We start from the raw sequence: 23,199 nt of genomic DNA, 5'->3' as shown, positions 1-23,199 counted from the left end.
GTAGCGCGGTGGGTTGTCATAGGATCCATACTATTTCTCTGATTCAAGGCTGAGTAACGACACACAAGGCATCGAGTTTATAAAGCTGCTGATCATTGTTGGGGGTGCCTAAATCGTAATCAAGATTACACCGCTCATCGGCGGCATCCCCCCATGCCAGCATGAGCGTCCCACGAGGGGTTTCCGCCCGTAAATAGGCCTGGCTGGCCTGGCCGACCATTCCGACTTCATGTTCCTGATTGCTGTTATCGTGCCCGCTATCGGCACTGCCGTCGGTGCTATAAACCACGGTGCCCATGGGCAGTTGGCTGCCGTCAGCGAGCCTGACGTTAATCAGCACCGGATATCCGCTCAATGTGCGGAAAGTGACCTTCACCGTAGAACCGGCATAGGGCGCAATCTGCCGCTCGCCATCTCGCAGTTCGGTATTGAAATCCATACCATCAGGATCGAGCGTAATCGTGTTGTAGCGATAGGGCGTCAGGGTGGGCACTAGGGCATAGCCAAAGTGGTCAATACGTGCACCTTGCCCATACATCACTTTGGCCCCGCTGGCCCCTTTGGCCTCGATTAAGGCAAAGGTATCGCTCAGGTACGGCCCTAGCGTGATACCGCCGCTGTGGAAGGCCGCCGAGCCTCGTGCACTGGCTGATCCTTGCCAATAACCCGGGCTGCTGGAAGCACTGCCGCTCAGGCTGGTCACGGGTAACCGCTTTTGTAAACTGCCGCTAAAGGTGTTCTCTTTGTTCTGCTCACTGCGGGCAAAATCCATGCTGTAACTGGCTGATTGGTCATCGCCCATCACACCTGATAATGAGGTCTGATAGCTGGCACCGCTGGCCTGGCTGTTGACCGCGCCGGCTGAGATATAGGGCGCACGTGGGCTACCGCCCAGCGGGAATGAGACGGACATCTGCACCAGGGTTTCACTGACGCCGAGCAGATTTGCGCCATTTGCTGCGGGCATACCACTGCCGGGGTCGACAAAGTAAACTTCATTGCTGCCACCCCCGGTTTTTTGTTGTGAAACCGCAAGGTTGAAGCTGGTATCGCGCCATAGGGTATTGGCATAGCCCAACTGCAACTGGGTATCCCGTTTGCGGTCACTCCGGTAATCCTGCGAGGAGGCGGTTAAATAGAGTGAACCGTAACGGTTAAAACTCTGATTAAGCGAAATTTCAGCTCGGCTGCGCTGTTGATAAGAGCCGGAGCTCCAAACTTTGCCATGAGTGGCGGCCCGAACGCCTAATACATCACTCAAATCACGATAGCCCTCGGTTGAGTAGCGGTAACCCGCCACCGAGAGCGTGGTGTTGGTGGCCTCAAAGGTGCGGCTGAAAGCGGCTCGCGCCATCCAGCCACTCTGTTTCTCATCATCAGGCAAGCTGGCCTTCGAATAAGTGACATCCAGCCCTAAGGCACCAATATAGTGGGTAAAGACGCCGCCCAGCATGAGGGCTTGATAACCGGGGGCCAGGCGCAAACCGCTGTTTGCTGTAATGGCATTACTGAGGCCACGCTGATAGGTCAGCTCACTGAAGAGTTCATGATTGCCCTGATCACGAACCTTCCCAGCCGCAAAACTGTAGCGCGAGTAGCCAGGTCGCAATGACTCAGGCACCGAAGAGAAGGGCACCTGAAAGGTACTCAGGCTGCCATCTGCTTCTTGAATTTCGACGGTCAGGTCACCACCAAAATTGGTGGCCGATAGATCATCAAGCTCAAACGGCCCCGGTGAAACGGTAGTTTGGTAAATCGAGCGGTTATTCTGATATACCGTCACCTTGGCGTTGGTTCTGGCAATGCCGCGCACCACAGGGGCATAGCCACGTTGTGATTCAGGCAACATGCGGTCATCGGTTGCCAGCGCGATGCCGGCAAACCCCATACTTGAGAAAAACTGACCGGCGCTGAATGTTTCACCGGCGGTCACTTCACTGCCAATCGACGGCAGTGCGCGCTGGCTGTACAGCCGGTTAGAGGTCCAGTTCGCCCCTCGAGCCTGGTCATAACGCAAAGAGCCTTGCTGACGAAAACGCCACATACCGGCATTGATTCCGTTGGTCAGGCTCAGATAACTCGAATCAGTGGCGCGTTTAATGCCATCTTTGTTATAGCCCACGTGATATTGGTTGAAGTTGTAATTACTGAAACCAATAGTCTCGCCTGAGGTGAGATTGCGCGGATCGACATATCCACGCGGCATTTTCTTAACAAATAGCTGCGGAACCGACAGGTCAAAACGTAATTTGGCGTAATCAAAATGATAATCGCTGGCAGGAAGAATGGTTTTGAAATCCAGACAGTTATCTTCCAAATTAGCCTGTTTCAGTGCGGATTCTTCCACGCCGGCTTGTAGCAACTGCGCACCTGATAGGCAGGGAACCGTGTCATCACCTTTCGCGATAAAGGTCAGTTCAACACGATCGACAAATTTGTTGTTCGTATAGAGATCAACTTGGTATTTGCCTGCCTCATAACTATCTTTTTTATTAAAGCGAGATATAGAGCCTAAGCCGAGAGAGGAACCACGCAATAGCGCATCCTCAAACACGTATTCATCTTGATGATGCCCATCCGCTGCTGACAGGCTATAACTGACTAACAAGCCGTGTGTTAGCAAGTAGGATAGCCAAGAGGTATGCCTCACTGGCTATCCCTGCGCCGGAGTCGATTTTGGGTTATCATCACGGGTCGATTACAGATGATAATTACAGGGGATGTTGGTGCCATAATCGTTAACCACGTTCAGCGTCAGCAATTCACCCTTTTTGGCCTTAACCCCGGCGGGGAGGGCTAAATCAGTGGTTGAATTGGGAGCAAACATTTCGCTGGTGGCAAACGAAATGGTTTTTCCATCGCTGACCAGTTTGGCATCACGTAGGCTGATATAATAACCCGTTGGGTTATGTATCTTGATTTTATCACCGGTAACGCTATCCAGCGTGACTTGGATTTTTTCACCTAATATATCGACATTTTCTTTTAGTGCGGCAGGGCGGTAAAAGACTTTCAGTCGATTATTCACGATCAAAACCAGTTTGTTTTCCGTCTGTTTATCTGCTTTTAATGCCGGGATCTGCAAAAAATTAAGATAGAACACTGATTCCCGATCTTTGGGCAAATTCCGCTCAATATATGCCAGCCGTATCACTTGTCCGCTTTGTGGCTCCATGCGGAATATCTGTGGTGTCAATGTAAAAGGAACATCACTTTTTGATGGCGAAGACTGATTATTACCATCATCCATCCAGAGTTGGACTAGGTTAGGGTAGTCATCTTTATTGCTGAGTTGTAATACTTTTTCCCGTGTGCCTTCAGGATAAATAATACGAGTCCCAGTCATGACAACACTGGCTTTTGTCCATAAGGGTACGCCGCTGAGCAGCAACAACGTGCAGGCGATAATTTTGTGGGCAGTCAGTGTCATAGCGCTTACTTATCCTTGGTTTTTTCTGGTTTATTTAGGCTCCGTTACCGGTTGGCCAACATCTTCATGAAACGGACGATTTCATGAATAGTCAGGGATAAGTGATCGCATATTGAGCAGATGCAATGACACTCCCTGCCGTCGCACGACCCTCTTCCGTAATATATTGTGCTGCCAGATCTTGTGATGCGGATGTTGCACCAGCGACTAGCGTGATACCGGGGACTTCAACGCTACCGCCAGACATGCGAATCGGTGCGCCATGAGTATCAAGTAGCTGAATTGCAACATTTTGTGCTGTACCGACATTACCCAAATTACCTGCGCTCGTGACGTTCATTCCCTGAAAAACCGAGCTGATTTTGGTGTCTTGAATGGCAATGTTGCAGCCGGTGAGGTTAATCGTGAAATTGGTTTTACCCGCAACAGAATTAACTTGATTCAGATTGCTAGTTGAGACTGTGGGTAACAAAACAACCGGGGTGTTAGCTGTGCCATTAATATCAACCATGCAAGTCTGTTCGGCCACTTCGCCCTGAAACTTAATCGTGTTATTTGAGGTGGCGGCTAACGCTATACCCGGTAGGGTAAGTAGCACCAACGCCATTAGAGTTTTTCCCATGAATTCCTACTTAAATTTATGATTTATATTTTGGCAAATACGAGCCTTTTGTATTCAGTGAACGAGCGATCATTCAGTTGAATAGAATTAGCCGTTATTTCGTTTTTTCTGTTCAGTTTTTGGGCCGATGCTAGTGTAGGGGGAAATTGAGGTGAGGAGAATGAGATGCGTCCTTGTTTTATATCTGAAATTTCCCACAAAATATGTAGGAACAGATCCGGTTAAAAATGGAAGAATAATAAAATCGTTTTATTTTATTATGTTAGGTTGATTTTCTTGTCTGGTGACGCAATTTGGCTTTTATCCTAAGCAAGAGTCATTATCGGATAAATAAGAAAACCCGCCAAAAGTTCTGACGGGTTTTAATGGTGGCAGGCAATAAACTTCTATTTTATCGCGTCACTACTACCTATTTTACTACATCACTACTGCCTATTTTACTGCATCACTAATACCTATTTTGGTGTATGAAGCCAGTAGCTCAATTAATAATTGGTTAGTCTCGGTTAACAGTGCCAGATATTCGACTCCGTGCGTGATAATTGCCGGCTTATCATGTGTATGCAGCAGCGATTCGAACTTAATACAGCTCTCCACCAGTGCTTGTGCATCAATCAGCTGTACACCGCCTTTAATCCGGTGCACCAGACTTGCCATCTCTTTGTAAATATCATCAGAAATTGCGTTATTATCCGCCGCCAACTGGTGATATCGCTGTGTCAACGCCTCGGTATCCTGCGAATGACTTTCCAATAATGATTGTAATAACTGCAACTCCACCTCAGCACTGCCTCCAGAGAGCGACCTTAATTTATCTTGTGCTGTAGTCACTGGGGAGTGGGGTAATTTAGCTGCTTCACTATTTTCTGGGCTAACAGGATTATCACCTGCGGTATGATGATGGCCCATGCTCATACCACCAATAATCTCTTGGCGAAGCAGCACGGTACGCAAGGTGTCGATGGTCACCGGTTTGATCATGCAATCATTCATCCCTGCATCAGAGCAGCGCGCCGTGCTCTCTTCCCGCGCATCTGCGGTACAGCCAATAATGATCATCTCTTTTATCGTTGGGCTGCTACGGATGTGGGCGGCCAGCTCGTACCCATTCATCAATGGCATATTGTAATCGGTGATGATCACGTCAAAGCTATAATGCTGCAATATTTGCCAAGCTTCCGCGCCATTCTCTGCGCTCATCACCTGCTCGATCCCAATAAAAGCAAGTTGCTGCTGAAGTAATTGACGGTTAGCCGGTAAATCATCCACCACTAAAACACGTAGGTTTTTTAAGTGATTTAGCTGCTTTTCATCAGCATGTAAAATAGTCGTATCTTGCGGTATATCATCCTCAGTGGCTATCTCCAGCGGCAAGGTAATAAATAGGCTGGTGCCTTTACCCAGTTGGCTCTCCAGGATAATTTGCCCACCCATCTTATGAATCAACTGATGACAGATCCAAAGCCCCAATCCTGAGCCGCCGAAGCGCGGTGATTTACCTTCATTAGCCTGACTAAATGGCTGGAACAGTGTGGCCTGCGCGGCCAACGAGATGCCAATACCGGTATCGGTAATATCAATATTCATTACGCCATGTTTGCTATCCGTCGGCTCCCAAGTGACATCCACCGAGACACCGCCTTGCTCGGTAAATTTCAGCGCATTGCCCAACAGATTGCCCATGACTTGCCGCACTCGCAGCATATCGACCATCAGCAACGCCGGGATCTGCTCATCCAGCCAGCCAGAGAATCGTAGTCCGCGCTCATCGGCAATCGGCTGATAGATAGTGAACATCCGCTCCATCTCTTGGCGGAAATCAACCACCGCCGGGTGAACGCTCAGTTGGCCGGCCTCAATCTTGGCGGAGTCGATAATGTCATCGAGCAGTAGCATCAGGGACTGCGCTGTTTTAGATACGGTGACTAAGGTATTTTTTTCGACCGGCTGCTCACTGCGAATTTCCAGCTCTAGCAAGCCCATAATGGCGTACATGGGGGTGCGCAGTTCATGACTGATGGTGGCAAGGAAAGTGCTTTTAGTACGGTTGGCGCTTTCGGCTTCGACACGGGCCGCTTCCAATTCACGCTCAACCGTTTTACGTTGGCTGATATCCAGCCAGCCGCCCAGTAAACTGCGCTCTGCATTATCCAGCGGAATAATCCACAAAAAGATATCCCGCAACTCTTCGTTAATCTCAAGAGACAAATCCACCATTTGCGGTTTTCTATCCAGCAAGACATAACGGCAGTATCGGTCTATCTCTCGATCGAGCTGACTGGTCATCGGCCAGTGGGCTGACTCACTCTTCTGATTGAGCATATCATTCAGCTTATCCTGATGCGCGGCAGCAAAGTGGCTGTTATACACCGCAAGATCCCCATTCTTGGCACGGATAAATACAGCGAAGGGTAGGGCATTAATGATGGACTCTTGTTGCAGTAAACGGGTATGTAACAACATGGCCTGACGGCGCTTGTTAAATACCAGATAGCAAAGATATAAACCGAAGACCAATAATAGCCCTGAACTTATCTTCAGCGCGACCATCAGTAATTCATTATCTAATGAGTTGTTATCGAAACTCGCAGGGTTAGGTTTGAAAGTGCTCCACTCGCTGATCAGATTATCTAGCTCTTCCGGCGGAATAGATTCAATCACTTTATCAATGATGGCTTTTAATTCAGGTAGCCTTGGGCTGATGCCAAATGCCATCATCAATGGCTCTTCACCGGCGACCGCCACGGTTTTAATATTAGGACTGAAATTCTGTGCGGATAAGTAGTTGGCCGTCATCATATTTTTGAGGACCGCATCAACTTTTCCCTGCTGCAACCAACGCACCAGCGTCATGGTATCGGGGGCTTGAACAAAGGTAATCTTCTGGGCCAATAAGGGGTTACCAATAATCCCACTGGAAGCACTACCCGCCTGTATGCCTACCCGTTTCCCTGCCAGATCGGCCACATTATTGATATCAATGCGATCTTCGCGGGTCAATATGCCCCATAGGGATTGGGCGACCGGCGAGGAGTAAAGATTGTGCCCATACATACCGTTACGGACGGCCACAATCGGCAGCATATCGATTTTACCGGCGATAAAATTACGTACCCCTTCACCACTATCTTTGGTGTATACCGGTTCAAATTTAAGTCCGGTCCGCCGTGAAATAATATCGATAAGGTCAATGGAGAAGCCGGCCATTTCGCCGGTCTGGCGATCACGGAAAATCAGGGGGGCCAGATCAAGGGGGGCGACATAACTCACCACCGGGTGTTGCTGAATCCAGCTAACTTCTTGTTCGGTCAAGAGCAACTTAGCATCAATATTGTAATGATGTTTGCTACCAAACCAACGCTGCTGAATATCACCGGTCGCCCGGGTGGGTAGCAGTTCTAGAATCTGATTAATGTAATCAATGAGTTTTTGATTACTTTCCCTCGCCAGGAATGTATAGGGGGCCGGGTGGTAAGGGGCAAAGTTGCGAATTTGCAATGTAAGCAACTGCAATTGGTCAATTAAATAGTTGGCAGAGGTGGCATTAGAGACAAATACATCAGCATTACCATAGGCAACAGCCAGCAACCCTTGTAACTGGTTAGGGTAGGCGACAATTTTATCGGCATGATAATTAAATAAAAATTCTGGTGAGAGCGGCTCATTATTGACGATAGCCACTGTTTCCGGATGGGTGCGTTTGGTTGGGTCCCAATTTTTGCTGCGGACTTCAACATGCCGATTAGTAAAGAATGCATGGGAGGCGATCAACCCCGGCTGAGCCGGCATCGGGGTTCCGGCCATTAAATCAATTTGACCACTTTCCAACGCATTTAACACTAATCCGTAGTCGCAATAACCAATCATCTGGAAGGATAACTGACTGGCCTCACTGATGATTTTTAGATAATCGGCGACAATACCTTCGATGGAATTATCATCACGGTTAACCACAAATGGGGTATTGGCATCAATCACCACGCCCACTTTCACCGTGCGTCGACTCGATTGGCGTGTGTCGGTGGAGGGCGTCAGTAATAGGTCTTCGCTGTAACTATTGGCGATACTGTGTATCGACAGGGGTTGCCCGGTGTCACACCCCTGACGGCCGGTCATCACGGCGGCATAAAGTTGCCCGCTAAGTAACAGCAAGCAGCATAGTAAAATGAGTAAGGAAAACCCACTACGTAAAGAAGACTCGGCTCGTCGGAAACCAGACCAGGCTGAACTACACCAAATTATGGGTATGCGCATAATCTGCCAGTTCAATTACAGAACTTAACCCTAATTTGGTCAGGATACGGGTTTTATAGGTGCTGACAGTTTTGTTGCTGATAAACATTTCGTCGGCAATTTGCTTATTAGACAAGCCATTTACCAGATAACGTAAAACATTAATTTCTCGCTCAGATAACAAACGCGCCCGATTGACAGGATCATGGCTCGAAGGTTGCCCGGCTAATTGGGTCAAAGCTTCAGATGGGAAGAATGAATACCCACGTAATACGTTCTGTGCTGCAAACAGAATTTCGCTAATATCTTTATTTTTGCTGATGAATCCGTTGGCACCAGCCTGTAATGCCCGCACCGCAAAAACTTGCTCATTTTTGGCGGATAAGAATAAAGATTTACCGGTAAACCCACGTTGTTGCAGTTTTTTTAGCAATGAAAAACCATCGAAATTAGGTAATTCAATATCGATGATGACTAAATCAACAGGATTATTTTTTAATACTTCTAGTGCTTCGCTACCATCGACAGATTCATAAATTGTTGAAAATTCATTGCTTTGTGATAGTAATGCCCGAATGGCGACTCGTATAGCCGGGTGGTCATCAACTATCATCACTGATTTTGTCATGTTATCTCCATAAACTGTTATATCTTGGGATTCGCAGGGTTAATTCACTGCCCCTCACTTGCACCGATAGACTCCCAATGATTACCCAAGACGAGATAAACAAGAACCGCTACTGCCGATGCCCAAAGTACTATTTCGGTGATTCTAATCTCTAATTATAGATTATCAAGAAAAGATTCTTACTTATGTATAGGTTACGGGACTCACTCCGGCCCATTGGACTTATTCTACCTAGTGATTTGATTATAAACGAGTTAGGATTTTATTTACTGAAATAAAAAAGAATTATTCAGGAAAACAGATGAGAAATAGTTAATTTATAATTCTAAATGTAAATATATACGATTTTTCGGGTTGGGGTGTAGGAAAATTCTATAATCGACACTGCTTTTTATTCTGGTATAAATATCAGGAGGATAGCTAGCACTTTGATAATGGCACCGCCCCACAACATAATTCAATTAATGATATTACATTAGCGACGGTTAGATGGCTAAGCAGATCAACTACAGTGCGCCTTCCTCAATAGTATCTTCTTGCAAGACCCTTGTCAGAAACGCCGCTATTTTGGCTTCAATCTGACTATCGATGGTTCTCAATCGCAGTAATGCAATGCCGCATTTGCCCAGAATGGCATCTTTCAGCGCATCGCGTTCATGTTGTTCCGTGTTGTCATGATAACCGCCATCTACCTCAATTACGGCCAAAGGCTGCTTTCCTACCCGATAGTAAAAAACAAAATCGCAACTTGCGCCTTGTACCATAAACTCCTGTTGCCGGGCAGTGAAACGGTTATCTACATGGGTGATCAATTGTCTGAGTTGGATTTGGGCATGCATAATGAGGGTACGATAAACGGGTTGCTTCAGCGCATCGTTGATCAGTTGCGCGGCAATTTGTTCAGAGCGAAAGTCAGAATCGTCGGGATTGAGGCGGTTTTTCAGCTTTTCTAGTGAGCGATCATACTCAACATAGAGCAGATCAAATGCGCTGACCACGGGGCTGTAATGCACCTGGTTCTCATCTGCGTAGTAGGTCATATAGCGGATCAGTGCGGCGATATGCTGATTATTGCCGGCAAAGACATTGTCGCCAGTCACCAACGTGAAGTGTTTTTGTGCGCGTGAAACCGCTACATTGATGAGTTGTGGATCATCGACAAAGCCCAGTGCCTTGGGGTTTGCTCTCTTATCCAACACAGTGGAAAACACGATCTCTTTGCACTCGCGCCCCTGAAACTTATGCACTGTCGCGCTAATGAAATCAGCTGGGAGGGTATGGCTCGAGAGATTCACCTGAGCATTATAGGGCGCGATAAAGCCACGACTCTCTATCTCGTCCCACGCCAGCGCGGAGAGTGACTCCAGCTCACGCAGGTTGCTGTTGTGGCGGGTATGGTTGCCTTTGGCTGTCACCACCAGCGACAGCGCGGGTTCACCGCTATCACGGGTCATGGCAATCAGCTGATTGTCATAAAACTGTTTATTGCAAAACTGAATTATCTTGGGATGACAGCGATAGTGCTCTTTAAGCAAAGTGACGGGGAGCGCAGCACCATACAGCGCGAGCAGCGAATCCAGCAAACTGTGGCTGACACAATCATAATGTGGCGCAGGGGCGGACAGGGGTAGCTCATCCGGAACATGAGAAAGTTGTTTGCGATCACCCACCACAATGACGTTTCTGGCGCAGGCTAAGGCCAAAATACCGGGCAGAATATCTTGCTGTGATGCCTCATCAATAATCACGTAATCCAGCAAGGTGCCTGGGGCCAGCGAATTAATAATGGAGTGCGTGCTGCTGCCTATCACAGGATAGCGTTGTAAAAAATCAGCAAAAACTTTCTGGTAGTTGCTGTCGCCGAGAGTGTCATTCGGCACGATAGATTGGCTAAGATGTGCGCGAAGATACGCCATCGAATCCTGTGTCAGGCCTTGTTGCAAGCCCGCGACATCATTGTCTTGTAAAATTTGTTCGCTTTTTGCCAGCATATCGCGTGCTTGTCGTAAACGGCTGGCGTAGTAGCTGCGCTGCAAGGCGAAGAACAGCGCCTGACGTTTCTCGATAGTATTCAATGGCTGCGTTTTCACAATGCCAAAATTGAATAGTAGCGTCAGCCGGTTGCGCCAGCTAATGCGGTTTGTCGCCAGTGACTGGAGAAAGGCCATGAAATCGGTGATCTTATGTCGCGTCAACCCATAATGCTCAACGCGAGGATGATTTGTGATGCCGTGAGACCGTAACCACTGGTTGAGATATTTCTCTTCAATGCCCAGTTCATCAATCTCAGCGCGCAGTTGTGCCACGTCATTTTGGGCGCGAAGATAGCTTTTTAGTCGAGTCAACTGCGCCATAATGGCGTTGATTTCAGGGGCGGGTAGCGGAGGTGCTGGCGGCATCTCTGGTTGGCTGGCAAAAAACTTAAGCCGATTATCCGCACTACCCAGCCGGGCAACCACATAATCCAGATTGACCTTCGCCAGCTTCTCATAAACATTATCTACGGCGGTGTTGTTATTGGAGACAATCGCCACGCTGCTGCCCTGAATCAGGATATTGGCAAGAATATTGAGGATGGTCTGGGTTTTTCCCGTTCCCGGCGGCCCTTCAATGACTGAGATTTGGGTGCTAAACGCCTGTTCCACTGCCTTCATCTGGCTTTCATTCAGACCGAAAGGATAGATGAAATTGTCTGGCGTCTGCCGTGAGGTATTTTTGCTGCAACAGTAGGCTTCTAATGCCGTGTCAGGATGGGCCACGATTTTATCTAACTGCCGCAGCATATTTTCGGCGATGGGCTGTTTGTCATGAGTGGCGTGAAGTAATCGCTGCTGGGCAACATGGCGAAAATAGGTGAAAACGGCGTCATTTTTTAACGATGTTGCCGAAAGGATCTGGACGTCATCTGTTTTCATCACATAGCATCGTTCCGAGTTCGGATAATAAATAAGGGCGTATTTATGCCCAATTATCTCCGCACGGGTGATGCTATGGACATTGGGCTGACCTTTCTTGATAAGCAGTGTGCCATTGGCGAGAGTGGTTGGTTCAACACGGCAAGCACTGAATGGCCGGGTAAAAGATCTCCCTGAAGGGAAGTGACAGGTGAGTTGAAGGCATTTTTTATTATTGTGATAACACAGCGTCCAGTCAGCGAGTTGCGCGGTTTTATTTTCCCCATCAACGTAAACGGTGACCATTATCTCTCCTCCATGAGTATTGCTAATGTTTTCGTCCACTATACCTGCTAGTGCCATCAGGGTGAAGCTGCGCCTACATTGATTAGAGAGGGGGAAAGCAGAGGTCACAATGCAAAATAGCAAAAAGCCCGCTTAAGTTTCCTTAAGCGGGCTTCTCTAATTTGGCTCCTCTGACTGGACTCGAACCAGTGACATACGGATTAACAGTCCGCCGTTCTACCGACTGAACTACAGAGGAATCGTGTGAACGAGGCGAATAATAGCGGGGTATCTGGGACATGTCAAAGGGGAAACCGTAAATTTGAATTGTTTGCTTAGAGTTTGTGCAACTTATTGAGATTTTTGGCTTTTAGCTCAATATTTATGCGAGAAATAGCGAGCAGGTATCCGATAAAGGGGCGGGCAGCCCTGCTTTACGCTGCCCGCCTATCCTTTTATTCGGGGGTATCCGCCAGCACAAACATGCCATACGGATGGATTTGCAGATAATAACTGTCGCCAGGGGCCGGTTGCAGTTGCGTGGCGTTTACTTGCAGCAGCAATGATTGCCCATGCCAATCCACCAAAACTTCATATTGCGGCCCCATATAGGCCACTTTATTGATGGTGCATCGCTGGCTGGGTTCGCCCTGCTGGCTTAGGGTGATGGCCTCTGGCCGCACGCCCACTGTGGCGTGCTGGTGTCCGGCGGCAAATGCTGGCGGGCGTGGGATGTGATAACCCAATATTTCAACACTGTCACTGTTGATTTGCGCCGGGAAGACGTTGGCATCCCCCATAAAACTGGCCATAAAGTGGGAAGCCGGCTGGCGGTACAGTGTTTGTGGCGCGCCAATTTGCATAATTTTGCCCTTATTCATCACCAAAACGGTATCAGAGACGGCAAAAGCTTCACTTTGGTCATGGGTGACATATAGCGAGGTGATATTAAACTGCTGCTGCAATTCACGGATTTTATCGCGCATACTGCGGCGCAAGTTGGCATCCAGATTACTCAGTGGCTCATCAAATAGCAGCACTTTGGGCTTGAGGATCAACGCCCGCGCCAGTGCCACCCGCTGTTGTTGTCCTCCGGAGATCTGGTCGACAAAACGGTCAGCAAAGCCCTCTAAATCCACCAGTGCCAATGCTTCCTGCACCCGCTCACGAATTTCATCTTTCGGTCGCCCGAGCATTTTCAGGCCATAACCAATGTTCTCCCCCAATGACATATGGGGGAACAGGGCGTAGGACTGAAACACCATACAGATATCCCGCTGCTGGATAGATCTGTCGGTTACATCTTCACCGTCGATAAAAATTTGGCCGCCAGAGGGTTTCTCCAATCCAGCTACCAGCCGCAGGACCGTGGTTTTGCCGCAACCGGATGGGCCGAGCAGGGTGACCATCTCGCCTTTCGGGATAGCCAGATTTAAGTCGTCAATCACGGTATTGCTGCCAAAACGTTTGGTGACGTGTTTGAGTTCGACAAAATGTTTTTTATCAAAAGCGGTATCGTTATTAGACATAATATTTGGCCTTATCAGTACGTCATTATTCAGCATTGCTGGCTTTCGAGCGGGCAATACGCGCCTCGCCAACCAGATAATCGAACAGGAAGATGATGGCGAGCATCACCACTATTAGGATGGAACCATAGGCAATCGCGATTCCATACTCCCCATCTTCCACGCGGTTAAGGATGTAAGAGGTGGCGACGCGGGTATCCGGTGTGACCAGAAAGACGATGGCACTGACGGTGGTCATGGCGCGGACAAAGCTGTAAATCAGCGCGGATAAAATCGCCGGACGTAGCAAGGGCAGTAAAATATAGATAACGGTGCGCAGTGAACCGGCCCGCAAGCTCAATGATGCTTCATCCAGCGATTTATCCAACTGCCCCAGTCCGGCAATCCCGGCACGTATCCCCACCGGCACGTTGCGCATCACCATGGAGATAATGACAATGGCGGCGGTCCCGGTCAGATAGACCGGCGCGCTGTTAAAGGCCAAAATATAGGAGACGCCCGCTACGGTGCCCGGAACGGCGAAGCAGAGCATGGTGCTGAATTCAATGGTTTTTTTACCACGGAACTGTTGGCGCACCACGATATAGGCGATCAACAGGCCGAAGGCGGCGGTGATTGGCGCGGCAATGCCGGCATACAGTAGGGTATCTAGCAGCGAAGGCCATGCGCCGTCACTGAAACCTTGCCCAAATAGCTGATTAAAGTTATTTAGCGTCAGGGTGTAGTCGACCCCCCAGTTGACGGTAAAACTGCCGTAGAAAATGCTGCCGTACAGCAACAGGTTAAAGGCAATCCACACATACAACATGGCGGTGGTGCCCCACACCAGTGATACCGGCAATGGCTGAACATCGCCACGGGAGGATTTGCCGGAGATAGTGACGTAGGAGCGCTTACCTATCCACATATATTGGATGCAGAAGATAAACAGCGAGAACATCAGCAGAATGACGCCCAGTGTGGAGGCCGCCGGATAGTCGAGTTGTGCGCCGGTGATATAGAAGTAAATTTGCGTGGCGAGCACGTCAAAGTTCCCCCCCAGTACCAGCGGATTACTGAAATCAGCCAGCGATTGCACAATGACAATCAAAAATGAGTTAGCTAGCGCAGGTTTTAGCAGTGGCAGGAACACCTGCATAAAGGTCTGCCAACGGCTGGCGCGCAAGGTGTAGGAGGCCTCTTCCAGTGACGGGTGGATGGTTTTAATCGCGCCGTCGAGGATCATAAATGACATCGGCGTAAAAGCCAGAACCTGGGCCAGCCAGATGCCGGTAAAGCCATATAGCCAGTTGGTGTTGGTTAGCCCAAACCAGGTGACCATCAACTCGGTCACGTAGCCGGAGCGGCCCATCATTAGGGTGACACCCAATCCGACCACAAAAGGCGGGGTGACAATCGGTAAAATCGAGAAAATTCGCCCCAGCAGTGCTGAGCGTTTGGCTATGCGCGTGGTGTAAATCGCCAGCACCATGCCGAAGAAAGTACAACCGATGCCGACTGCAATCGACAGCAGGAATGAGTTCCAGATCACCTGCAGGATATGCGCCTGCCCTAGGATCGCCATAAATTGCCATGGCGCAAAAGCTCCGCTCTCATCGGTAAAGATTGGGATGAAGATCGCGATGCTGGGGAACAGGATAAAGACGGTAATCAGGGCAATAATGGTCACTAGTGAGCCGAGGACAAAGCGGTCACCCCCCAGCCACTCAAGGCGCGCCAGTGCCAACGTGATGATGGCGCCCAGGGCGATAAACAGCCCAATGGTGGCAAAGCCTAGCCCGCGCCCTAGCCAGGCGGAGGTCACCACCACGAACAGGGCGCAGAACAGCGCATAACCGGCATCAAACAGATGGCGACTACGCTGCTCGCGGCCCGCAGGTGAAAGAGGGCACAAGAGTAGTAGCAGTGGCAGGGCAAACCACAAGGTGCTGATGTTCAGCCCAGACCAACCATAAGCGGCCAGTAGCTCCGCGCGGCTGGCCTCAAGCAGGCCATAATCCAGACTGAATGCAGGTAACAAGGCAAAAGCCGCCACGGCGAAAGCCAGCCAATAGAGTATGGCGTCCCGTGTTTGTGGGAGCCGCAGGGTGTGTGTCATGGTGTTCCCCAGAGATAACCTTCGTCATTGACGTTGCAGTGGTGCTCGCTACCTTGTTGCAACGCCAATGACTGGGTTATTGAAATAGATGATTTATATAAATCGAAATATAGTGTGGGCTGTTATTGCCCCATCTTGACGTCGTTAACCCACTTGGTGATCAGCTTCTTGCGCATCTCGGTCGCACCATAGGTGTCCATGTCGTAGTCAATTAGCTTCAGATCATCGAGTTTGAGTGAGTTAGGTGAGGTCGCGGCGGTGGTATTGGTCAGTATCTGGTAGGATTGGCCCTTCTGCCACGCCAACTCTTGTGCATCTTTTGACAGCACCCAATCAACGAATAACTTCGCGTTATCCAGATTACGCGCGCCTTTTAGAATGCTGACGCCGCCGATTTCATAGCCGGAGCCCTCACATGGCGAGATAAGTTTCAGCGGTGCGCCTTTCTCTTTTTCCAGCGAATAGTCGTGCAGGAAACCAATGCCGATAGTGGTTTCACCACGGGCGGCGTTACGGGCCGGAGCAATACCCGACTTGGTATATTGCGACACGTTGGCGTTCAGTTTTTTCAGATAATCGAAGGCCGCATCTTCGCCCCACAGCTGCGAGAAGGTGGCTAATGCGGTGTAGGCGGTGCCGGAGCTTTGTGGATCGGCAATCTGGATTTCACCTTTGTAGACCGGATTGGTCAGGTCTTTCCAACATTTTGGCTCTGGCAGCCCTTTCTCTTTCAGGCGGTCGGTATTCACGCCTATGCCCAGAATGCCAATGTAGACCGCCGAGGAGTAGTTGCCTTTGCGTTTTGCCGGATCACGGAATTGCGGCATGATCTGAGACAGATTAGGGGACTGGTAAGGGTAGAGCAGATCCATTTCACCGGCCTGGGATTGTGGGTCCAGCGTACCGCCATACCAGACATCCGCCTGCGGGTTCTTTTTCTCAGCATCTACTTTGGCCAGTGTGCTGCCGGAGCCATTACGGATAAAACTGGTTTTGACATCATATTTTTCGCCGAATGCTTTGGCTTCTTCTTCACACATGGCATTGGTGGCGCTGCAATAGATAACCAACCGGCCTTCGGCTTTGGCGACGGTAGCAAAGGCGCTCAGGGCGAGGCCGGCAGCAACGAGTACAGAGAGTGGTGCAAGTTTCATAACATTATCCTTTTTATTCCCTGATGGCCCGGATCCGGGTGCAAACAGAGCTGTTGTTGTAGGAGAGGTATTATTTGACGTACTTTTACTCTTTATCCGCCGGGATAAAGCGCTTTCCCGACGGTTCAAACCCTAATCGATTGATGCCGGTCATCAATAGCGGCATCAATAACAAGCCAACACAGGCCGATGCCAGTGTTAGCAAGGCGAAAAATCCTTGCCAGCCATAATGTTGCAGCACCTGCGCCAGTGGCCATCCGGCCAGTGCGGCACCGAGATAGGCAAACAAGCCGAGAAATCCGGTGACCGTCCCTGCGGCGTCTTTATGGGTGTACTCCGTTGCCGCCAGACCAATCAGCATTTGTGGCCCAAAGACAAAAAAACCGATACTGAAAAAGGTCACTGACAGCAGTGGATAGTTATGCACCGGAGCTAGCCACAGAGCGGTCATGGTTAAAAACAGCCCGAGTGCGAATAGCAAAATCATCGGCGCCCGCTGCCCGCGAAAGAGCAGATCTGATCCCCAGCCGGCAAACAGCGCGCCACATAATCCCCCCAACTCAAACAGCGACAAGGTGGCGTTGGCACTGAGCAAATTCACCCCATGGCTCTCTGCCAGCCAGATATTGCCCCAGTCGTTGAGGGCGATGCGGATCAGATAGACCAGCACATAAGAGACGCCCAGCAACCAGATAGTGCGGTTGCGCAAAATCGCGTCGCGAAAGATTCGGCCCATTGGCATCGGCGGGCTTTGCTGCTCCTGCCACTGATCCTGCGGGTCGCGCCGCCACTGACCGATAGTCGGCAAACCTTGCTGTTGCGGCTTATCGCACAATTGCCAGCACAGCCAAATACCTAACAGGATACCGATTGCGCCCGGCACCAGTAGCGCGGCCTGCCAACCATATTGCGAGGCCAGAAAGGCCGAGAGCAGCGGCACCGCCGCACCGCCAATGCTGATGGAGGTATTCCAGCAGCCCCACCAGGTGCCACGTTCATTGCGTGAATACCATGTGCTCAGTAATTTGGCGCAAGGTGGCCAGCCCCACCCCTGAAAGAAACCATTTAATGTCCAGACCACCAGTAGGGCGGGCAGGGTGTGGCACAGGGTAAACACCACATTCAGCACGCCGGTCATCATCAAGCCGATACCCATAATCCAGCGGGCTTGCGTGCGGTCACTGACGATACCCGAGACAAATTTAGAGCCGCCGTAAGCCAGATAAAACAGTGTGCCCAGCAAGCCGATATCCCCTTTATCCAGCCCCAGCTCCAGTTGCATCACCGGCATCGCGTAGTTGACACTTTTGCGTGTCAGATAAAAGGCGGCGTAACCCATCACCATGGCGGCCATCAGGCGCGGTCGCCAGTAGCGGTAACGCGCATTCACCTGCTCCGGCGTCAAAGGCTCAGGGGGTAGACTCTTCGCCGACAAAAATGATGCAGCCATGAATTTCTCCGGTTATTGGGTTGAGTGTAAGGAGGGCAAAAGTAAAAGAGATGAGACAAGGTTTTAGACGGCTAGGAATAATGCTTATTTATGAAGGCTTTTGATCTGGTTCTGTGGGCAGGCTCACAGAGTCGGCGGTGCGCAGGTGAGTGGGCAGGTTCACCACCACCCGCGTTCCTAAACGGCGTTGCAGTAGCCAGTCACCACCCAGCGCTCGCACCCGCTCCTCAATGCCGCGCAGACCCAGCCCTCCGCCTTGTGGTTGCACCGGCATACCCATGCCGTCATCGCGTACATCCAGCGTGATGATGTTATCGGTGAGGCGCAGGCTGACCTGAATATTGTGCGCGTTAGCATGTTTATTAATGTTATTGAGCAACTCCTGCACCAGCCGATACAGGGTAAACACCACCGCATCCTCACCGGGGGTCGGCGGCAGCGAGTAATCGAGTTGGAAATTGATCCCTTGTTCGGCAAAGGCAAACTCTTCCGCCAGATGCTGTAGCGCTTGATCCAGCGGCATCTCATCCAGCACCGGCGGGCGCAATTGGCGTAGTAGCTGGCGGGTGGTTTGATGGATTCGCTGCGATAAATTGCTTATCTGATTGGCTGCAGATTGCGCCGCAGGTGTGGGTGCACTGCGATTGACCAGCATCGCCTGAATTTGAATGGCGGTGATGTTCTGACCAATCTCATCATGTAGCTCGCGGGCAATCTCTTTGCGCACATCCTCCTCGGTATGCACCAAGCGCGCCATCAGCTTGCGGCGGGTTTGCAGCTCTTGTTCCAACTGATTGCGATAGCGGTGCAGGCGCTGTGCCAGTTGTTGCTGACGGCTAATGGCGATCCCCAGAGTTAGCCCCAATAGCGCCTGGGTCGAGAGAAAAAGTTCCAGTTCGGCTAAATCATGAAATGCGCCGCTGGCTTGCCGAGTGACGGTGATCATCAGGCTACCTAATACCGCCGCCAATACCCCACCTTGCCAGCCGAATTTGTACGCCATAAACACATTGGGCAGAAAGACGAAAATCAGCAACAGGCGCTCCATATTTGGCGCAATCGCTACCTGCACACAAACTAAAATGGCAAAGATCAACGAGCACCAAATCAGCAGCGAAGTGCGCAACGGCGGATCAGGGATCTGTTGAGAGAATAGATTGCGAATATGCTGCTGCTTTAAGTATTCATAAATCAGATAGGTGAACGGCACCAGCAGAATACCGCCGGTAAAGGTGGCGAGTAACACCTGAGTGACAGGCAATGGCAGCCATAAACTCAATACCGCGCCATGCAGCAGACTATTCCCCGCCACGGCGGTCAGCAGCAACAGCAGCCGTTGCCAATACAGGGTGTAGTGATGCCAGAACCGCTGGGTCAGCCAGGCGGGTAGCAAACTCAGAAGCGGCGACAGCAGGATCAGCGCGGAGGTTTGTAGTTGTTCACTGTGCAGCCACCACATGCCGCTGCACTCCGCCAGCAGTAGCACTGGCCAATAGCGCCGTGGTAGCAGGATCATCAGCGCCAATCGCAGCCCTTGCGGCAGCAATAAAATGGCGTGTAAGCCATCATCGCTCAGATAAAAACTGATGGTCCACAGGGCCAGCCAACTCAGGGAAAAGAAGATGACCAGAAACAGCGATAGCCCCATTGACCGCAGTTGCCACATCTCAGTTACCTGCCAACAGCTGGTGTTGCAGCGCAAAATGCACTAACTCGACTGTGGTCTCACACTGGAGCTTGCCCAGAATATTCGCCCGATGCACATGCACGGTTTTGTGGCTGAGCAACAGTTGCTCGGCAATGGATTTGACGCTTATCCCATTGATCAATAGCTGGAAAATTTCTTTCTCGCGCGGTGTCAGTACTGCCAGTTGTTGCGGCTGTTGCGGCATATGGCGTAGCGCCCGCAGCGCATCGGAGCAGAGATAGAGGCCCCCGCCACTGACGGTTCGCAGCGCTTGTACCAGTTCATCCGGGCCGCAGCGTTTGGTGAGATAACCACTGGCACCGGCATCCATCGCGCTTTGCACAAAGGCGGTGGTGTCGTAAATACTCAGAATAATGGCGCGAAAATGGGGCATTTTTTGGCGCAGGCGCTTGAGCAGGCTTAGCCCGCTTTCGTCCGGCATCGAAATATCCATCACCGCCACATGGACATCAATGTTGGGCAAGTGGGTCCACGCTTCAGCTGCCGATCCATATTCGCCAATAATGCGAATATCTTTTTCCAGTGATAACAACTGGGCAAACCCTGAACGGACGACAGTATGGTCATCTATCAATGCAACATTAATCATGATTTTTCATTATTGTGGAGCAGATAGATGCATGATGCTGATCAATCATTAGCTGAGCAATAATTGTTATCAGAAATGTTGGAGGCTTAACATATGCAAGATAAATCCGATGAAAAAATAGCCAGTTGTTGCTGCAAAATGCCGCGCTCCACGGGCAGTGGAGCACGGGGAGTGGAGTTACGCCAGTTTCCTGCTGCGATAGATGCGCTGTGGGCGGCCGACTTTGCCATAAATGATCTCGGCCTGTAGCGCTTGGTTGGTCGCGCAAAACTCCAGGTAACGCCGGGCGGTGGTGCGGCTTAACCCGAGCACTTGCGCAACATTTTCCGCAGTGTACTCGACGACATTATCACTAAATAGCGTTTGGATTTTATCCAGCGTCATCTGGTCGATACCCAACGGCAGTGTCACTTTTTGCTCGCCACGGGCATAGGTATTGTACATCTCATCGATCTGGCGCTGATTGACCTTGGTGCCGTCCTGCAACACCTGATGGCGGTGGCTGTATCGCGCCAATGACTGCTCTAGTCGCTCGTAGGCTACCGGCTTAATCAGGTAATCAAACACCCCATAGCGGATAGCTTCCGACACGGTTTCACTGTCGCTGGCTGCGGTAACAAAGATAATGCCGCCGGCGAAGCCCTGTAAGGTCATTTCACGTAATAACTCCAACCCACTACCATCGGGCAGATAGTTATCTAACAGAATCAAATCGGGCTTAAAACGGGCCACCATACTGCGGGCTTGCTGCAAATTGCCCGCCAGCCAGACTTCATGACAGTAGCTGCTCTGCTTAATAAATTCTGCATGCATCTCTGCCAGCGGTGTTTCGTCTTCTACCACTAAAATATTAAGCCATTCCATGGGATCTCCCCGTCTTTGAGATCAATGCGTCTTCGGAATAAAGACTGTAAATAGGCTGCCACGTGGCGGATTTTCTTCTATCGTAATGGTGCCACCACTTTGCTGAACATAGGTCGCCACCAGATAGAGACCAATACCGTGTTCATCTGAGTCTTTAGAGCTGACACCTCGTTCGAATAGACAATCTTGCCATTGTGGGTCGATACCGCATCCGTGGTCAGCGACCTCCAGAATCAAATCATCACCCTCATCAGACAGGTAAATCTCAATCTGCTTATCGCCGTGCGGATTTTTCAAGCTGGCCTCAAAGGCGTTATCCAGCAAATTCCCGATGATGGCGGCCAGTTCATTCTCGCCAATAGTCGGGGGGAGGTTGCTCAACTGACAACCGGGAACAAAGTTCAAATTCAGCCCTAACTCCCTGGCGCGGTGATATTTACCAAACAGTAACGCGGCAATCTGCCGGTTATTGAACGCCGTACGTAGCATATCAATTAGCGCCTGATGGGAGGAAGATTCGGTTTTCACCATCTCCAGCGCCCGATCAAACTCTTTCATCTGTAATAGCCCGCTCATGGTTGACATCCAGTTCAGGTGCTCGTGACGGACAGTGCGCAGATTCTCGACATATTGCTGAATCTGGCTGAGCTGAGCACTGAGGGTATGAATATCATCCTGACTACGAAAACTCACCACCCAGCCTTGAAACACGCTCTCTTCCGACCAGATACCGGCCCGGTTGGCAATGGTATTCAAACCATTAAAGGTACAAAGCTCATCCTGGCGATTATCGCCAGTTTGATCGCGGAAGAAGTGGTCAGGCGAGACCACCTCACTGACCTTACAACCAATCAACTGCTGTGGCGTGGCTGAGGTCCGTAGCATTTTACGCGCATTTTGATTGATTGCAGTGATCTTCCCCTCAGGATCAACCGCAAGTAGCCCTTCAAATACCGCCCCGAACAGCGCCTCTTGCTGGCGCAGCACCCGTGCTATCTCTTTCGGCTCCATCCCCATCATTTGGCGGCGGATATGGTGGGCAAACAGCCATGACAGCAATAGCAACACCGCCAGCACGATGATAAATGAGTGGGTGAGGGGCAGCAGATAGATAAGTCGCCAATGATCGATTTTGCTGATCAGGTAACCGAGGGAGACCACCCCAATGATTGTCCCTTGTTCATCACGGATAGGGGTTTTGGCCCGCATGGCTTCGCCCATCGAACCTTTACCAAAAATAATGTAGCTCTCGCCCCTCTCCAGTGCGCCGGGTTTGGTCCACTGCATCGGGTAGCCGATCATCTGCGGATTAGGATGATAAAGACGAATAGATTGGGTATCGCCGATCACCAGATAGTCAAGGTCTGAGGTGTTGCCCAATCGGCTGACAATCTGCGCCAACTGCTCTTTATCGCGATGCTTAACCGCACTCACCACTGAATCCATCGACGCGATAATTTTGGCCTGATTCATTGCAGTTTTACTGACTTGATCCAGCAGGTATTGCTCAAAGTTGTGACTGAGGAAACGATCTAGTGCACCGACAAGCAGAATCGAGACGGTGAGTAGCAGGAGAAATATCCGCAGCGGGAAAGCCATATTCTTCAACCGGCTCCACATGCGGCCGCGCCATTTTAATTTACCTACGGGGGAATGACTCGGCACACTACTCACCTTAATTAACATATATCCTTCGTATTTGACGTTACAGAGGT

14 protein-coding genes and 1 tRNA gene are annotated in these 23,199 nt (G+C 50.3%); all 15 read right to left on the bottom strand.

The genetic code is table 11. The features are described from left to right. Positions 1-43 precede the first annotated feature (43 nt). Entirely contained in the window at positions 44-2,650 is a 2,607-nt protein-coding gene (locus AACW11_RS14175) for a fimbria/pilus outer membrane usher protein (RefSeq protein ID WP_212584527.1), read from the bottom strand. Between the two features lie 48 nt (positions 2,651-2,698). Then, positions 2,699-3,430 carry a fimbrial biogenesis chaperone gene (locus AACW11_RS14170; RefSeq protein WP_212584526.1) on the bottom strand — a complete coding sequence of 244 codons (732 nt, stop codon included), beginning with the start codon at positions 3,428-3,430 and terminating at the stop codon, positions 2,699-2,701. 91 nt (positions 3,431-3,521) lie between these two features. Further along, a complete protein-coding gene (locus AACW11_RS14165) occupies positions 3,522-4,052 on the bottom strand; it encodes a fimbrial protein (protein WP_212584525.1) in 531 nt (176 codons plus the stop codon). 432 nt (positions 4,053-4,484) lie between these two features. Beyond that, complete coding sequence (locus tag AACW11_RS14160; RefSeq protein ID WP_212584597.1) at positions 4,485-8,201, bottom strand: response regulator; 3,717 nt, start codon at positions 8,199-8,201, stop codon at positions 4,485-4,487. Between the two features lie 79 nt (positions 8,202-8,280). Continuing rightward, positions 8,281-8,913 carry a response regulator transcription factor gene (locus tag AACW11_RS14155; protein WP_212584524.1) on the bottom strand — a complete coding sequence of 211 codons (633 nt, stop codon included), beginning with the start codon at positions 8,911-8,913 and terminating at the stop codon, positions 8,281-8,283. Between the two features lie 506 nt (positions 8,914-9,419). Beyond that, entirely contained in the window at positions 9,420-12,113 is a 2,694-nt protein-coding gene (locus AACW11_RS14150) for an AAA domain-containing protein (RefSeq protein WP_212584523.1), read from the bottom strand. A 162-nt stretch (positions 12,114-12,275) separates the two neighbouring features. Then, positions 12,276-12,351 (bottom strand) — tRNA-Asn (locus AACW11_RS14145). A gap of 196 nt (positions 12,352-12,547) precedes the next feature. Next, complete coding sequence (gene fbpC / locus AACW11_RS14140) at positions 12,548-13,621, bottom strand: ferric ABC transporter ATP-binding protein (protein ID WP_212584522.1); 1,074 nt, start codon at positions 13,619-13,621, stop codon at positions 12,548-12,550. Between the two features lie 25 nt (positions 13,622-13,646). Continuing rightward, positions 13,647-15,719 (bottom strand): ABC transporter permease, encoded by a 2,073-nt coding sequence (locus tag AACW11_RS14135; RefSeq protein ID WP_212584521.1) that lies wholly within the window; start codon positions 15,717-15,719, stop codon positions 13,647-13,649. A 122-nt stretch (positions 15,720-15,841) separates the two neighbouring features. After that, positions 15,842-16,873, bottom strand: a complete 1,032-nt coding sequence (locus tag AACW11_RS14130; RefSeq protein WP_212584520.1) for an ABC transporter substrate-binding protein — start codon at positions 16,871-16,873, stop codon at positions 15,842-15,844. A gap of 85 nt (positions 16,874-16,958) precedes the next feature. Beyond that, positions 16,959-18,323: an MFS transporter family glucose-6-phosphate receptor UhpC gene (gene uhpC, locus AACW11_RS14125; protein WP_212584519.1), complete on the bottom strand. Its 1,365-nt coding sequence runs from the start codon at positions 18,321-18,323 to the stop codon at positions 16,959-16,961. Between the two features lie 88 nt (positions 18,324-18,411). Then, a complete protein-coding gene (locus AACW11_RS14120; RefSeq protein ID WP_212584518.1) occupies positions 18,412-19,989 on the bottom strand; it encodes an MASE1 domain-containing sensor histidine kinase in 1,578 nt (525 codons plus the stop codon). Between the two features lies 1 nt (position 19,990). Continuing rightward, positions 19,991-20,620, bottom strand: coding sequence for a response regulator transcription factor (locus tag AACW11_RS14115; RefSeq protein WP_212584517.1), 630 nt, complete (start codon positions 20,618-20,620; stop codon positions 19,991-19,993). Positions 20,621-20,797: 177 nt separating this feature from the next. Continuing rightward, on the bottom strand, positions 20,798-21,484 hold the full coding sequence (dpiA, locus tag AACW11_RS14110; protein ID WP_212584516.1) for a two-component response regulator DpiA: 687 nt from the start codon (positions 21,482-21,484) through the stop codon (positions 20,798-20,800). A 21-nt stretch (positions 21,485-21,505) separates the two neighbouring features. Continuing rightward, positions 21,506-23,170 carry a sensor histidine kinase DpiB gene (dpiB, locus tag AACW11_RS14105; RefSeq protein ID WP_283048264.1) on the bottom strand — a complete coding sequence of 555 codons (1,665 nt, stop codon included), beginning with the start codon at positions 23,168-23,170 and terminating at the stop codon, positions 21,506-21,508. Between the last annotated feature and the right edge of the window lie 29 nt (positions 23,171-23,199).

This window comes from Yersinia sp. Marseille-Q3913 (genome assembly GCF_963892745.1).
GTDB lineage: Bacteria > Pseudomonadota > Gammaproteobacteria > Enterobacterales > Enterobacteriaceae > Yersinia > Yersinia bercovieri.
This window is presented reverse-complemented; position numbering and strand designations above follow the sequence as displayed.

Excerpts from the sequence above, each read along its gene's own strand:
- AACW11_RS14130 (WP_212584520.1), bottom strand. The coding sequence starts at position 16,873 with ATGAAACTTGCACCACTCTCTGTACTCGTTGCTGCCGGCCTCGCCCTG.
- AACW11_RS14150 (WP_212584523.1), bottom strand. The coding sequence starts at position 12,113 with ATGGTCACCGTTTACGTTGATGGGGAAAATAAAACCGCGCAACTCGCT.
- AACW11_RS14115 (WP_212584517.1), bottom strand. The coding sequence starts at position 20,620 with ATGATTAATGTTGCATTGATAGATGACCATACTGTCGTCCGTTCAGGG.
- AACW11_RS14135 (WP_212584521.1), bottom strand. The coding sequence starts at position 15,719 with ATGACACACACCCTGCGGCTCCCACAAACACGGGACGCCATACTCTAT.
- AACW11_RS14170 (WP_212584526.1), bottom strand. The coding sequence starts at position 3,430 with ATGACACTGACTGCCCACAAAATTATCGCCTGCACGTTGTTGCTGCTC.
- AACW11_RS14120 (WP_212584518.1), bottom strand. The coding sequence starts at position 19,989 with ATGTGGCAACTGCGGTCAATGGGGCTATCGCTGTTTCTGGTCATCTTC.
- dpiB (WP_283048264.1), bottom strand. The coding sequence starts at position 23,170 with ATGTTAATTAAGGTGAGTAGTGTGCCGAGTCATTCCCCCGTAGGTAAA.
- uhpC (WP_212584519.1), bottom strand. The coding sequence starts at position 18,323 with ATGGCTGCATCATTTTTGTCGGCGAAGAGTCTACCCCCTGAGCCTTTG.
- AACW11_RS14155 (WP_212584524.1), bottom strand. The coding sequence starts at position 8,913 with ATGACAAAATCAGTGATGATAGTTGATGACCACCCGGCTATACGAGTC.
- AACW11_RS14165 (WP_212584525.1), bottom strand. The coding sequence starts at position 4,052 with ATGGGAAAAACTCTAATGGCGTTGGTGCTACTTACCCTACCGGGTATA.
- fbpC (WP_212584522.1), bottom strand. The coding sequence starts at position 13,621 with ATGTCTAATAACGATACCGCTTTTGATAAAAAACATTTTGTCGAACTC.
- dpiA (WP_212584516.1), bottom strand. The coding sequence starts at position 21,484 with ATGGAATGGCTTAATATTTTAGTGGTAGAAGACGAAACACCGCTGGCA.